The organism is Pseudoduganella sp. OTU4001, from assembly GCF_038440195.1.
Classification (GTDB): domain Bacteria; phylum Pseudomonadota; class Gammaproteobacteria; order Burkholderiales; family Burkholderiaceae_D; genus Rugamonas.
In genome coordinates, this window is sequence record NZ_JASATG010000009.1 from 31,169 (window position 1) to 45,451 (window position 14,283).

Sequence of the window (14,283 nt, forward strand, 5' to 3'; positions counted from 1 at the left end):
TAGTTTCGTGTTGGACGCAACACAAATATGTATCAAATTGTCACATCCAAGTTGCACTAGTTGAATTTTGCGCTTTACACTAGCCCGTCATTCGTTTTTGACGTGTCATTAAGTGAGGGCGCATCACTCATGTTGTCTATTTCTACCAAAGTCGAAAGGATCGTCACGGAATCGCCGTTCCTGAGCGAGGGGCTGCGCCGTGGCTTGATCAATTTGTCGGAACTGGCGCGCCAGCTGCAACCGCAGCTCCAGAACGACCTGTGGAAACCTGTCGGCCAGGCGGCCGTGGTCATGGCCTTGCGCCGCGTGGCAGAACGCCTGCCGGACAAGGAGACGCAGGAACTGGTGCTGGCCCAGCAATCGGGCCAGCTGACAGCAAGGACCGATCTTGTCGAATTCACTTTCCGCCGCTCGGAGCGCATCGACGAATGCCACCGGCTGCTGCTGGAGCGTGCCGGGACCGGCCATGGCCTGTACCTGACCGTCACGCGCGGCAGCGAGGAGGTGGTGGTGATCTGCAGCCGGCCGTTCATCGGCATGGTGGAACAGGTGTTCGCCAACGAGCGCCTGCTGGCGCGGCTGGAGAACCTGAACGCCGTCACGCTGCAGCTGACCGCCGATTCCTGGCGCACGCCCGGCATCTACCACGCCATCCTGAAAAAGCTGGCATGGGACAAGGTCAACCTGATCAACCTGATCTCGACCCACACCGAGCTCACCCTCCTGCTCGAGAAGGAACACACCGGCGCCGCCTTCAGCGTCCTCTCGAACATGATTGCGCACAAGCATTGAGGTACACTTCCCTGTAGGGCATTCCTACAGGGAGGGTCGCATGGGTGTGAAACGCGAATCGCAGCGGGTGGTGCCGGCGCTGCGGGTGGCCAGCTACGCCGCCAGCAAGCCGTTCTATGAGTCGCTCGGCTTCCGCGAGCAGTGGACGCATCAGTTTGAACCTGGCCTGCCGACCTTCGCCGCGATGGCGTTCGAAGGGATGGAAATCTTTCTCACCGAGCATACGGGCGATTGCCAGCCTGGCGGGCTGGTACACTTCTACGTAGCGGACGTGGACGCGCTGTACGACGATTTCCTGGAGTACGGCGTGGAAGTCGAGCGGGCGCCCAGCAACGGCCTGGGACCCGACTTGCGCGACATGTCCGTACTCGATCCGGATAACAACCGGCTCAAATTCCTGACCCAGACCCATTGGGAGTAAGCGCAAATGAATAAAGCGCTGGTATCAGCAATCCTGGCATTGGCCGCCGCATCGCCGGCCATGGCGCAGGGCTTGTACAAATGTAAGGTGGACGGCAAGGTGACTTACCAGTCCATGGCCTGCGCCAAAGGCGGCGAAGTGCTCGAGGTGCCGCCGCCGCCATCCCCCGCGCAAACCAAGGCGGCGCAAGCGCGTGCGCAGGAAGACCGTGAACGGATGGAACGGCTGTCGGCGCGCAACCGCGCCGAGCGCGAGCAGCGTGCAAAGGAAGAGGAAGCGGAAGCCAAGGTGGCTGCCGCCAACAAGCCGCCGCCACCAGCCGCCTGCGACGGCCTGCGCAAGCGCCGCGAGGAACTCTACGGCCAGCGCAACGACAACCGCCGCGCCTCCAACCTGGACGCCATGGCGGAAACCCAGAAAGCGATCGATAAGCTGGAAGTGGACTACACCAAGGCCGCCTGCGGCCCGCTGGACTAAGGACGCCGCTAGCGCAGTTCCTTGCGCACCACCAGCTTGAGGCCGGACCACACGTCGCTGACGGCGCACACCTTCACATCCACCAGCCCCATTGGCAGGGCCAGCTCGCGGATGGTGTCTTCGGTGATGTCGGTCGGCACTTTCGAAGCCTTCTTCGGCCACGACACCCATAGCGCCGCATCGGGCCGCATGCCCTTGCGGGCAGCGGCCAATTCCTGCGCCAGCGCTGCGCGGCGGTCGGCAAACACGTGCAGCACATCGACCGTGGCGGACAGCCGCGCCGCGAACTGCACGCCTTCCGGCAAGGGCGCCAGCAGCGCCGGATAATCGGCCGGCGCGTGGCGCGCCAGCACCTTGCTGCCGGCGGCAATCCCCAGCTTCTTCGCGAGGGGAGTGCCGGAGTAGCCGGCGGCCGGCGCGGCTGTCACTTCTTCTTCTCTTCTTCCGGTTGCGAGAAGTTCAACTCCGGCTGCTCGTCGTCCTGCTTCGGCGCCGGCTGCGAGTCCGGCGTGACGGGCTGCTCGATGTGCAGGTCGCCCGACTCCACCTTGCCGCCGACGCCCTTATCGAGGAAGGCTGTCACGGTCTGCGGCAAAGCCGCCACCAGCAGCACCATCAGCATCTGCAGGCCCACCCAAGGCAGGGCGCCCCAGTAGATATCGGAAGACTTCACTTCCTTCGGCGCCACGCCGCGCAGGTAGAACAGCGCGAAACCGAACGGCGGGTGCATGAAGGAGGTCTGCATATTCACGCACAGCATCACGCCGAACCACACCAGCGCCGCCGATGCCGCCGCCTCCGGGCTGCCCATCATCGGCTCCAGCTCTGGCGCCAGGATCTTCTGCGCCACCGGCGCCAGCATCGGCACTACGATGAACGCGATTTCGAAGAAATCGAGGAAGAAGGCCAGGAAGAACACGAACAGGTTCACCACCAGCAGGAAGCCGATCCAGCCGCCCGGGATGCCGTTGAACAGGTGCTCGACCCACGCGCCGCCGTCCACGCCCTGGAACACCACCGAGAAGCAGGTGGAGCCGATCAGGATGAACACCACCATCGCGGTCAAGCGCATGGTGGACTGGTAGCTCAGCACGATCAGCTCGCGTAGCGGCTTGATGTGGCTGGCGCGGAACACGATCCAGGCGACGCAGACATACAGCACCGCCAGCGCCGCCTGCACCACCGGCTTGGCGCCTGCCACAAAAGCGCCCAGCAGCGCGGCAGCCGCCAGGGCCACCATGCCGACGCGGAAGACGATCTTGTCGCGCGCATTGAATTCGGGATGGCGGATCGCCGCCAGGATCACCGCGCCCAGCGCACCCATGGCGCCCGACTCGGTCGGCGTGGCCACGCCCAGCATCATGGTGCCCAGCACCATGAAGATCAGCACGGCGGCCGGGATAATGCCCTGCAGGCACTGCTTCCACAGTGCCCAGCCGCGCGGGCCCAGTTCAGCCTCCGGCGCGGCAGGCAGCCACTCCGGCTTGAGGCGTGACAGTACGAAGGTGTACAGGGCGAACAGGCCAATCTGCACCAGCGACGGTCCCCAGGCGCCCAGGTACATGCTGCCCACGTCGGCGGCGGCGGTCTGGGTTTTCAGCTGGTCGGCCAGCACCACCAGCACTAGCGACGGCGGCACCAGCTGGGTGATCGTGCCGGAAGCGGCCAGCACGCCGGTGGCATAGCGCATGTGGTAACCGTAGCGCATCATCACCGGCAGCGAGATCATGGCCATGGCGATCACCTGCGCCGCCACGGTGCCGGTAATCGCGCCCAGGATGAAGCCGACAATGATCACCGAATAGCCCAGGCCCCCGCGCACGCCGCCGAACAGGCGGCCCATGGAGTCCAGCATATCCTCCGCCAGCCGGCATTTTTCCAGCACCGCGCCCATGAAGGTGAAGAAGGGGATCGCCAGCAGCAGGTCGTTGGCCAGCACGCTGCCGAAAATCCGCTGCGGTACCGCCTGCAAGAAGGGGACGCCGAAGAAGCCTTCCGAAATCGCGATAAAACCGAAGAACAGTCCGACCGCCAGCAGCGAGAACGCCACCGGGAAGCCGACCAGCATGAACACCACCAGGCCGCCGAACATCAGCGGCGGCATCATCTCCAATGGAATCATTGCACCGGCCTTTCGTACTTGCTGTCGAGGTGGGCCTGGCCAGTGAGGTGAGCGATGCGTTTGATCAGTTCAGAGACGCCTTGCAGCGTGAGCAGGCCAAAGCCGATCGGGACGACGAACTTGATTGGCCAGCGCGCCAGGCCGCCGGCATTGCTCGACTGCTCCATGATGGCCCAGGAAGGCATGAACAGCGATTCCCACGACAGCCATGCGAACAGGACGCAGGCGGGGAACAGGAAGAAGATGATGCCGAAGATGTCGATCCACAGCTGCTTGCGTTCCGACACGTGGCCGTAGACCAGGTCGACGCGCACGTGTTCATTGCGCTGGAAGGTGTAGCTGGCGCCCAGCATGACGGCGGCCCCAAACAGGTACCACTGCATTTCGAGCAGGGCGTTGGAACTCCAGTCGAAGCCATAACGGATCATGGCGTTGCTGGCGCTGATGAAACATGACGCCAGGATCATCAGGTTCGCCAGCTGGCCGCTTCGGTAGCCGATGCGGTCCAGCCAGCCTGACAGGCGGAGGAATCCTTGCATTACTTTTCTCCATTATTGGAATAGTTATTGCAAGGATATTAGCGCAAAACCGGTACACCTGGGTCAGACCCAAGGGTCTGACCCGGGTTTACCGGTTTAGGCCAGCTGCGCGCGCACGCGCGCAATCGCCGCCCGTACCTGGTTCGGCGCAGTCCCGCCCACGTGGTCGCGTGCAGCCACCGAACCTTCCAAGGTCAGCACCGCAAACACATCCTCGCCCACCAGCGGCGAGAAGGCGCGCAGCTGTTCCAGCGACATTTCCGCCAGGTCGATCTTCAGGTCATCGCAGGCACGCACCGCATGCGCCACCGCCTCGTGCGCATCGCGGAACGGCAGGCCTTTCTTGACCAGGTAATCGGCCAGGTCGGTCGCGGTAGCGTAGCCCTGCAGGGCCGCCGCACGCATCGCCTCCGGCTTGACGGTGATGCCGCCCGCCATATCGGCGAAGATGCGCAGCGTATCGACCACCGTATCCACGGTATCGAACAGCGGCTCCTTGTCTTCCTGGTTGTCCTTGTTGTAGGCCAGCGGCTGGCCCTTCATCAGGGTCAGCAGGCCCATCAGGTGGCCATACACGCGGCCGGTCTTGCCGCGCGCCAGTTCCGGCACGTCCGGGTTCTTCTTCTGCGGCATGATCGAGGAGCCGGTGCAGAAGCGGTCGGCGATATCGATAAAGCCGACGCGTGGGCTCATCCAGATGATCAGCTCTTCCGACATGCGCGACACGTGCATCATCACCAGCGAGGCGGCGGCGGTGAATTCGATCGCAAAGTCGCGGTCCGACACCGCATCCAGCGAGTTGTGGCACACATCGTCGAAGCCCAGGGTCTTGGCCACGCGCAGGCGGTCGATCGGGAAGGTGGTGCCGGCCAGCGCGGCGGCGCCCAGCGGCAGGCGGTTCACGCGCTTGCGGCAATCCTGCATGCGCTCGACGTCGCGGCCGAACATTTCAACGTAAGCCAGCATGTGGTGGCCGAAAGTGATCGGCTGCGCCACCTGCATATGGGTGAAGCCCGGCAGGATCACATCGGCATTCTTCTCGGCCAGGTCGACCAGGGCGCCGCGCAGCTGCTGCAGCAGGCCGACCACGTCGTCAATCGCGGAACGCACGTACAGGCGGATATCGGTAGCCACCTGGTCGTTGCGGGAACGGCCGGTGTGCAGGCGCTTGCCGGCGTCGCCCACCAGTTCGGTCAGGCGTTTTTCGATATTCAGGTGCACGTCTTCCAGGTCCAGCTGCCATTCGAACTGGCCGCCGTCGATTTCGGCGCTGACCTGGGCCAGGCCTTTCTGGATCGCGGCCAGGTCGGCCGCCGGGATGATACCCTGCGCCGCCAGCATGTCGGCGTGCGCCAGGGAACCCTGGATGTCGGCCTTGGCCATGCGCTTGTCAAAAAACACGGAGGCGGTGTAACGTTTCACGAGGTCGGAAACGGGTTCGGAGAAGCGAGCGGACCAGGCTTCCGCCTTCTTGGAGAATTGATCTGTCATAGTAGGTTTTCCGGTGAGAGTCGGACGATTATAAATTAGTAGGAGAATCAATGAAGAAGTTAGCAAGTTTGCTACTGTTGGCGATGGCCGCCGGCAGTGCTTTCGCACAGGGTGCGCGCCCGGCTGATGTGGCCTCGGTGGACAGCATCGTCGCCGCCCTGTACGACACCATCTCCGGCCCGGCAGGCAAGGCGCGCGACTGGGACCGCCTGCGTTCCCTGTTCCGCCAGGATGGCCGCATGGTGGTGCACAGCATGAACAAGGACGGTGCGCTCAACACCCGCGTGCTGAGCATCGAGGACTACATTACCCGCACCACGCCGGTCTTTGCCAAGGAAGGTTTCTTTGAGTCCGAACTGGCGCGCAAGAGCGAGGAGTTCGGCCAGATCGCCCACGTCTTCACCACCTACGAAGCGCGCCATGCGCCTGGCGAGAAGCCTTTCGTGCGCGGCATCAATTCGATCCAGCTGGTGAACGACGGCCAGCGCTGGTGGATCTCGCAACTGCTGTGGCAACCGGAAAGCGACAAGAATCCGCTGCCGGAACGCTACCTGAAGGCGCGCTGATGGGCGCCTTTGAAGTCAGCTGCGACCCGGCCCGCCTCGACGTGGGCCTGGTGCACCGCTTCCTGTCGGAAGAATCGACCTGGGCGCGCGGCATCCCGCGCGAACTTGTCGAACGCGCAATGGCCAATTCAATTTGCTTCGGCGGCTACCTTGACGGAAATCAGGTCGCCTTTGCCCGCGTCATCACAGACCGGGCAACCTTCGCTAATATGGTAGATGTGTTTGTGCTGCCTTCCCAGCGCGGGAAAGGCTACAGCAAGCAGCTGGTGGAGTCAGTGCTCGCTCACCCGGAGTTGCAGGGTTTGCGGCGCTTTACCCTGGCAACGGGGGACGCGCACGGCCTGTACGCACGATTCGGTTTTACTCCACCGTCGCGTCCGGCTACACTGATGGAAAGGTATTACCCAGATGTCTACCAGCGATGCCAGTGAGCAAGTAGAACAGGAGGCCATCGTGAAGTTGTACTCCCCCGCCGGCCTGGCCCGTTTGGGCCTGGCCCTGCTAGCCGCCTGCGGCCTACCGGTGCAAGCCAAGGAAGCGCCGCCCAAGAAACCCATCCCCGCCACCAGCGGGCGTACCAGCACGACACCTCCGCCCGAGACGCCGGCCAAGGCGCCGCCAAACGGAATGCCGCCGGCCGCGCCACTGGTGCCGACGCCGGCGCCCGATCCGGCCGGGCCGGTACGCATCGTGGCCGGCGCCAGCGCCACGCTGAGCGGCGGTTCGGCCGCCATCGCGCCATCGCCGGTGGCAGCGCACCAGGGTTCGCTGGTGATCATCGGCGGCGGCCTGCGTGGCGACAATGCGGACGTCTGGCAGCGCGTGGTGAAACTGGCGGGAGGCAAGGGCGCACGCATTGCCGTCTTCCCTTCGGCGGCCGGCAATCCCGAGCGGTCGGCCCAGACCATCATCGGCTACCTGCGCAAATGGGGCGCTGACGCCTTCCTGGTGCCGGTGGCAGTGCGCCTGGCGGGCAGCGATTACAAGAAAAATGCCGACGACGCGGCGCTGGCGAAAAAGATCCGCGAATCGGACGGCATCTACTTCGCCGGCGGCGACCAGGGGCGCATCACCAAAGCGCTGCTGCGCGAAGACGGCACCCAGACCGCCGTGCTGGAAGCGGTATGGGACGTGTACCGTCGCGGCGGCGTGATTGCCGGTTCCTCGGCCGGTGCAGCCATCATGAGCAGCACCATGTTCGCCAATCCGAAAGCCATCCTGTCGATGCTGCAGACCGGCATCGCCGACGGCCGCGAACTGGGCCCGGGCCTGGGCTTCATCGGCGACGATGTATTCGTCGACCAGCACCTGCTGGTGCGCGGCCGCTTCGCGCGCATGATCCCCGCTATGCTGGCCAAGGGCTACCAGATCGGTCTCGGCATCGACGAAGACAGCGCCATGGTGGTCAACGCCCAGCGCGAGGTGGAAATCATCGGCTACAAAGGCGCGCTGCTGATCGACCTGTCGCGCGCCGAGTGGGATAAGGAATCGCCGCATTTCGGCGTGCGTAACGCGGTGATCAGCTACCTCGATCGCGGCGACAAATTCAATATCGCCAGCCACATGTTCACACCGTCCAGCGACAAGGCGGGCGGTCGCATCGACCCCACCCGCACTCTGGGGCGCGGCGCGGTGTTTACCAACGATGTGCTGGGCAATAGCGCGGTGATCGACCTGATGGAGCGCCTGATCGACAGCAACCAGGAAGAAGCCATCGGCATCGCCAGCGGCAACCCGCGCGCCAGCGGCACCGAGGTCGGCTTTGAATTCCGCCTGACCAAGACGCCGGAAAGCGTAGGCTATGTTTCCAGCGCGGCAGAGGCGTATTCGGTGCTGAATATCCGCCTCGACATCCGGCCTATCGAGATCACGCGGCCGCTGTATAAGTACAAGTAAAATACCGGGCAAATAACAGCCCGGAGATTCCATGCCTCACCTGAAAGAACTGCTGGCCAGCGCCGCCCTCTGCGTCGCTGCCAGTCAAGCCCTGGCCGCCCAGCCGGCCACCGTGCGCCTTGACTATATGCACACCGGTAACGCGCTAAACGAAAGCTACGCGATCGAACAAGTTGTGATTGAGCCGCTGCCGTGGCCGGGCGATATGGCCAAGACCATCGACACCACCAACCGCGGCGTGAACAAGGTCGAAGTGGCCGACGCCAAGACGGGCAAGGTGCTTTACACCCGCACCTTCTCGACCATCTTCGGCGAGTGGCGCAGCACGGAGGAAGCGGGCAAGCTGACGCGCGGTTTCCACGAATCGGTGCGTTTCCCCAAGCCGGACCGCCCGGTCAAGGTGCGCATCCTGAAGCGCGACGAGCGCAATGAATTCTCCGTCGCCTGGAGCGTGGAAGTCGATACCGATGCGATGGATGTGGTGCGCAAGCAGGAGCCGGCGCCGGCCAAGCCGATCCCTATCCGCGTCAACGGTCCGAGCGAGAAGAAGGTCGACCTGCTGATCCTGGGCGATGGCTATACCAAGGCCGATATGGCCAAGTTCGAGGAGCGTGCGCGCAAGCTGTCCGACTACCTGTTCACGGTGTCGCCGTTCAAGGAGCGCGCCAAGGACTTCAACGTGTGGGCGATGGCGGTGCCGACCCAGGAGAGCGGCGCGTCGCGGCCGTCGACCGGTACGCACCGCGCGTCCAAGCTGGGCACGCGCTACGACATCTTCGGCAGCGAGCGCTATGTGCTGACGCTCGATAACCGCGCCCTGCGTGAAATCGCACAGCATGCGCCGTATGAATTCATCGAGATCCTGGTGAATAACGACACCTACGGTGGCGGCGGTATCTACGGCCAGTTCAGCACTGCTGCGGCGGATAACGATTGGGCCAATTACCTGTTTGTGCACGAATTCGGCCACCACTTCGCTGGCCTGGCGGATGAGTATTACACCTCGCCGGTGGCTTACGCCACGGGTGGCGCGCGCATGGAGCCGTGGGAGCCGAACGTGACGGCCTTGCTTGATCCTTCGAATGTGAAGTGGAAGAAGCATGTGACCCCGGGTACTGCGCTGCCGACTGCTTGGCCGAAGGCGGAGTATGAGGCGCACTCGCGCGAGTATCAGAAGGTGCGCGCGCAGCTGCGTAAGGACAATCGTCCGGAATCGGAGATGAGCAAGCTGTTTAAGGAAGATTTGGCCTGGACCAATGCCTTGTTCTCCAAGGCGCCGAATCGCAAGGCAGTGGGGGCGTTCGAGGGGGCGAACTATGAGGCCACCGGCTACTACCGCTCGCAGCAGCAATGCCTGATGTTTGACCGCAGCGAGGCGTTCTGTGTGGTGTGTAATGAGGCGGTGCAGGAGACGATCGACCTGTACGCTCCGCGCTAAACCGGTAAACCAGGGTCCGACCCTTGGGTCGTACCCTGGTTTACCGGTTTTAAGGTTTAGGTGTTAGGCGCCAACCCCGTAGGCTTAATCCGCACCGGCATCGGCTTACCTTTGCGCGCCCGCTTGCCAAAGTGCGGCGCCAGCGCCGTAGGACCCATGCGATCCTCCTTCGCCTTCTGCGCATTGCCAATCCCCAGCACGGTCACACCCTTATCCGTGATCGCGCAGGCAGCCACCAGCTTCTCCTTATCGGCCAGATCCATCAGGATCACGCCACGGCCGCCGTTGGACAGCACCTTCATTTCGTCCATGCCGAACACCAGCAGGTTCGCCTTCTCCGAGATGACTGCCACCGCGCTGGCGTTATCCGCCACCACGGTAGGCGGCAGCGGCTTCGCCCCTTCATCCAGGGTGATAAACGACTTACCACCCTTCAGGCGCGACACCATATCGCCAGCCTTCGCGATAAAGCCATAACCCGCATCCGACGCCAGCAGCAGCTGTTTATCGCCATTGCCCGCGAAGTAGTGCAGCAGACGCGCACCACCCGACAGGTCCACCAGCGTGGTAATCGGCACACCATCGCCGCGCGCGTTAGGCAGCGCAGCTACCGGCACCGAGTACACCTTGCCGTTGTCGCCGAAGCCCAGCAAGGTATCCACGGTGCGGCACTCGAACGCGCCATACAGCGAATCGCCCGCCTTGAAGGTGAACTGCGCCGGATCGTGGCCGATGCCGCTACGCGCACGCACCCAGCCCTTCTCGGAAATGATCACGGTCACCGGTTCATCGGCCACCTTCTGTTCAACGACAGCTTTCTGCGCTTCCTCGATCAGGGTGCGGCGCGCGTCGCCGTAAGTCTTGGCGTCGCCGTCGATTTCCTTGATCACCAGGCGGCGCAAGGTGGCTGGGTTGTCCAGCACGTCCTGCAGGCCTTCGCGCTCCTTGCGCAGCTCCGACAGCTCCTGTTCGATCTTGATCGCTTCCAGGCGCGCCAACTGGCGCAGACGGATTTCCAGGATATCTTCCGCCTGGCGATCCGACAGCTTGAAGCGCTCGATCAGCGCCGCCTTCGGCTCGTCCGAATTGCGGATGATCGCGATCACCTCGTCGATGTTCAGCAGGACGATCTGGCGGCCTTCCAAAATATGGATGCGCTCATCGACTTTGTTCAGGCGGAATTGGGTACGGCGGGTCACCGTGGCGAAGCGGAACTCGATCCACTCGGCCAGGATGTCGCTGATACCCTTCTGGCGTGGGCGGCCATCGCCGCCAATCATCACCAGGTTCATGGAAGCCGACGTCTCCAGCGAGGTATGCGCCAGCAGCATGTGCATGAACTCAGTCTGGTTCTGGTTCTTCGACTTAGGCTCGAACACCAGGCGCACCGCAGCCTCGCGGCCCGATTCGTCGCGCACCTTGTCCAGCTGGCCAAGCAGCAGGCCTTTCAGCGCCACCTGTTCCGGCGACAGCGCCTTCTTGCCCAGCTTGACCTTTGGATTGGTCAGTTCCTCGATTTCTTCCAGCACCTTCTGCGACGAAGTGCCGGGCGGCAGTTCATACACCACCGCCTGCCACTGGCCGCGCGCCAGTTCCTCGATCTTCCAGCGTGCGCGCACCTTCATCGAGCCGCGGCCCGATGCGTACATATCGTCGATCTGCGCGCGCGGGGTGATCAGCTGGCCGCCGCCCGGGAAGTCCGGGCCAGGGATCAGCTCCATCAACTCCGCATGCGAGATCTTCGGATTGCGGATCATCGCCACGGCGGCTTTCGCCACCTCGGTCAGGTTGTGCGAAGGGATCTCGGTCGCCAGGCCCACCGCGATACCGGAGGCGCCGTTCAGCAGCACCATCGGCAGGCGCGCCGGCAGCAGTGCTGGTTCCTCGTACGAACCGTCGTAGTTCGGGATGAAGTCCACCGTGCCCTGGTCGATTTCGTCCAGCAGCAGGCGCGAGATCGGGGTCAGGCGGGCTTCGGTGTATCGCATTGCCGCAGCGCCGTCGCCGTCGCGCGAACCGAAGTTACCCTGGCCGTCGATCAGCGGGTAGCGCAGCGAGAAGTCCTGCGCCATACGCACCAGCGCGTCGTACACCGACTGGTCGCCGTGCGGGTGCAGCTTACCCAGCACGTCACCGACCACGGTGGCGGACTTGCGCGGCTTGGCGGTTGGGCCCAGGCCCAGTTCATTCATCGAGTACAGGATGCGGCGCTGCACCGGTTTCTGGCCGTCGCACACGTCCGGCAGGGCGCGGCCCTTGACCACGGAAATTGCATAGTCCAGGTAGGCGCGTTCGGCGAAGGTGGACAGGGTCAGGGTTTCGCCGCCGTCATCGCCGCCGCCGTTGTTGCCGCCTTCCGGCTGCTCCGGAATCGGCTCGTCAAAGAGATTTGCTTGAGTCATGTTCGGTACTTAAATTAGATGTCAGCTTCCACTTCATTGCCGTGTTCTTCAATCCACGCGCGGCGGGCGGCGGCTTCGCCTTTGCCCATCAGCATATTGAAGCGCGAGGACGAGTAGCTGTGGTCGAAATCGCCCAGCGACACCGGCAGCAGGCGGCGGGTGTCCGGATTCATGGTGGTTTCCCACAGCTGCTCGGCGTTCATCTCGCCCAGGCCCTTGAAGCGGGAAATGGTCCACGAACCTTCTTTCAGGCCGTCCTTGCGCAGCTTGTCCTCGATCGCCACCAGCTCGCCGTCGTCCAGCGCATACAGTTTCTGGATCGGTTTCTTGCCGCGCGCCGGAGCATCCACGCGATACAGCGGTGGACGCGCCACGCAGATGTGGCCCTTGTCGATCAGTGCAGGGAAGTGGCGGAAGAACAGGGTAAGCAGCAGCACCTGGATGTGCGAGCCGTCGACGTCCGCATCGGAAAGGATGCAGATTTTGCCGTAACGCAGGCCGCTCAGGTCCGGCGAGTCGCCGTAGTTGTGCGGATCGACGCCGATCGCCACTGCGATGTCGTGGATCTCGTTATTCGCGTACAGGCGGTCGCGGTCGGTCTCCCACGAGTTCAGTACCTTGCCGCGCAGCGGCAGGATGGCCTGGAACTCCTTGTCGCGGCCCATCTTGGCCGAACCGCCCGCCGAATCACCCTCGACCAGGAAGATCTCGGTGCGTGCAGAATCGTCGGACTCGCAATCGGTCAGCTTGCCCGGCAACACCGCTACGCCGGAAGACTTCTTCTTCTCGACCTTCTGCGCCGAACGCAGGCGCGATTGCGCCTGCTTGATGACCAGCTCCGCCAGTTTCTTGCCAAAGTCGATGTGCTGGTTCAGCCACAGCTCCAGCGCAGGCTTGGAGAAGGTGGACACCAGGCGCACCGCGTCGCGCGAGTTCAGGCGCTCCTTGATCTGGCCCTGGAACTGCGGGTCCAGCACTTTGGCCGACAGCACGAAGGATGCGCGCGCAAACACGTCTTCCGGCAGCAGCTTCACGCCCTTCGGCAGCAGCGAGTGCAGCTCGACGAAGTTCTTCATCGCGCCGAACAGGCCTTCGCGCAGGCCCGATTCGTGAGTGCCGCCGTTCGGGGTAGGGATCAGGTTGACGTAGGACTCGCGCACCACGGCGCCTTCCTCGGTCCACGCCACCACCCACGACGCACCTTCGCCCTCGGCAAAGCCTTCCGCATCAGGCGTAGCGAACTGCTCGCCCTCGAACAGCGGGATCAGGGTCTCGCCGTTGGCGGTGGTCTGGGCCAGCTGCTCGTTCAGGTAGCCGCGCAGGCCGTCCTTGTACATCCAGGTCTGCTCGTCGCCGTTCTTGGCGTTCTTCAGCGTGACCGACACGCCCGGCAGCAGCACCGCCTTGGAGCGCAGCAGGCGTTGCAGCTCGACCTGCGAAATCAGCGGCGAATCGAAATACTTTGCATCCGGCCAGGCGGTCACGCGGGTACCGGACTTCTTGCCATCTTTTGGCGCAGGCTGGGAGTTCAGCGGCTCGACCAGGTCGCCGTGTTCGAAGGCCAGGTGGTGGAAACCGTTGCCGGCGTCGTCTTTACGCCACACCGAGATTTCCAGGCGCTTGGACAGCGCATTGGTAACGGACACGCCGACGCCGTGCAGGCCGCCCGAGAAGGCGTAGGCGCCGCCCGAACCCTTGTCGAACTTACCGCCCGCGTGCAGGCGGGTGAAGACGATTTCCACCGTCGGCACGTTTTCTTCAGGGTGCAGGCCGACCGGGATACCGCGGCCGTCGTCTTCGACGGTGATGGAACCGTCGGCATTCTGCGTCACGATAATGTTCTTGCAATGGCCGCCCAGCGCTTCGTCGGAGGCATTGTCGATCACTTCCTGGATGATGTGCAGCGGGTTCTCGGTACGGGTATACATGCCCGGACGCTGCTTGACTGGTTCCAGTCCTTTCAGGACGCGGATAGATGATTCGCTGTAGTCGGAAACTGGTTTTTTAGTGGCCATACGTGTTATTGGTAATGCAAAGTGCTGTGATTATATACAGTATTTGCCGTCTTGACGGATATCTAGCCTGCGCATTCTATCCGCAACGGCCGGTGGCGCAAGGGAATCCGGGAGCTAAAATGCG

At 63.3% G+C, this 14,283-nt stretch carries 13 protein-coding genes; 7 read left to right on the forward strand and 6 right to left on the reverse strand.

Annotated elements, in window-relative coordinates; translation table 11 throughout:
• The first annotated feature begins 129 nt into the window (after nucleotides 1–129).
• The 3 genes from AAHE99_RS10435 to AAHE99_RS10445 are packed head-to-tail and all read left to right on the forward strand — an operon-like array spanning nucleotide 130 to nucleotide 1,690.
• Nucleotides 130–792, forward strand: a complete 663-nt coding sequence (locus AAHE99_RS10435; RefSeq protein ID WP_342117042.1) for a hypothetical protein — start codon at nucleotides 130–132, stop codon at nucleotides 790–792.
• Between the two features lie 40 nt (nucleotides 793–832).
• Entirely contained in the window at nucleotides 833–1,213 is a 381-nt protein-coding gene (locus tag AAHE99_RS10440; protein ID WP_342117043.1) for a VOC family protein, read from the forward strand.
• Between the two features lie 6 nt (nucleotides 1,214–1,219).
• On the forward strand, nucleotides 1,220–1,690 hold the full coding sequence (locus AAHE99_RS10445) for a DUF4124 domain-containing protein (RefSeq protein ID WP_342117044.1): 471 nt from the start codon (nucleotides 1,220–1,222) through the stop codon (nucleotides 1,688–1,690).
• An 8-nt stretch (nucleotides 1,691–1,698) separates the two neighbouring features.
• On the opposite strand, the gene AAHE99_RS10450 is transcribed toward AAHE99_RS10445, so the two are convergent.
• The 4 genes from AAHE99_RS10450 to argH form a co-directional block, all read right to left on the reverse strand.
• Nucleotides 1,699–2,118 (reverse strand): DUF3052 family protein, encoded by a 420-nt coding sequence (locus tag AAHE99_RS10450; protein ID WP_342117045.1) that lies wholly within the window; start codon nucleotides 2,116–2,118, stop codon nucleotides 1,699–1,701.
• On the reverse strand, nucleotides 2,115–3,812 hold the full coding sequence (locus AAHE99_RS10455; protein WP_342117046.1) for a TRAP transporter large permease: 1,698 nt from the start codon (nucleotides 3,810–3,812) through the stop codon (nucleotides 2,115–2,117). Before AAHE99_RS10455 ends, AAHE99_RS10450 begins: the two co-directional genes overlap by 4 nt.
• Nucleotides 3,809–4,351, reverse strand: coding sequence for a TRAP transporter small permease subunit (locus AAHE99_RS10460; protein ID WP_342117048.1), 543 nt, complete (start codon nucleotides 4,349–4,351; stop codon nucleotides 3,809–3,811). The genes AAHE99_RS10455 and AAHE99_RS10460 overlap by 4 nt, the downstream gene beginning before the upstream one ends.
• A 96-nt stretch (nucleotides 4,352–4,447) precedes the next feature.
• Nucleotides 4,448–5,842, reverse strand: coding sequence for an argininosuccinate lyase (argH, locus tag AAHE99_RS10465; RefSeq protein WP_342117050.1), 1,395 nt, complete (start codon nucleotides 5,840–5,842; stop codon nucleotides 4,448–4,450).
• Between the two features lie 50 nt (nucleotides 5,843–5,892).
• Between argH and AAHE99_RS10470 the strand changes: the two genes are divergently transcribed.
• From AAHE99_RS10470 to AAHE99_RS10485, 4 genes are read left to right on the forward strand one after another with little or no spacing between them, the layout of a single operon-like run.
• Nucleotides 5,893–6,408, forward strand: coding sequence for a hypothetical protein (locus tag AAHE99_RS10470; protein ID WP_342117052.1), 516 nt, complete (start codon nucleotides 5,893–5,895; stop codon nucleotides 6,406–6,408).
• Complete coding sequence (locus tag AAHE99_RS10475; protein ID WP_342117054.1) at nucleotides 6,408–6,839, forward strand: GNAT family N-acetyltransferase; 432 nt, start codon at nucleotides 6,408–6,410, stop codon at nucleotides 6,837–6,839. The genes AAHE99_RS10470 and AAHE99_RS10475 overlap by 1 nt, the downstream gene beginning before the upstream one ends.
• Before the next feature lie 22 nt (nucleotides 6,840–6,861).
• Nucleotides 6,862–8,304, forward strand: a complete 1,443-nt coding sequence (locus AAHE99_RS10480; protein ID WP_342117055.1) for a cyanophycinase — start codon at nucleotides 6,862–6,864, stop codon at nucleotides 8,302–8,304.
• A 31-nt stretch (nucleotides 8,305–8,335) separates the two neighbouring features.
• Nucleotides 8,336–9,742 (forward strand): IgA Peptidase M64, encoded by a 1,407-nt coding sequence (locus tag AAHE99_RS10485; RefSeq protein ID WP_342117056.1) that lies wholly within the window; start codon nucleotides 8,336–8,338, stop codon nucleotides 9,740–9,742.
• 56 nt (nucleotides 9,743–9,798) lie between these two features.
• Here AAHE99_RS10485 and parC read toward each other — a convergent pair whose 3' ends face one another.
• Together parC and AAHE99_RS10495 are read right to left on the reverse strand one after the other, a co-directional pair.
• Nucleotides 9,799–12,144, reverse strand: a complete 2,346-nt coding sequence (gene parC, locus AAHE99_RS10490; RefSeq protein WP_342117058.1) for a DNA topoisomerase IV subunit A — start codon at nucleotides 12,142–12,144, stop codon at nucleotides 9,799–9,801.
• 14 nt (nucleotides 12,145–12,158) lie between these two features.
• Nucleotides 12,159–14,159: a DNA topoisomerase IV subunit B gene (locus AAHE99_RS10495; RefSeq protein ID WP_342117059.1), complete on the reverse strand. Its 2,001-nt coding sequence runs from the start codon at nucleotides 14,157–14,159 to the stop codon at nucleotides 12,159–12,161.
• Nucleotides 14,160–14,283 lie beyond the last annotated feature (124 nt).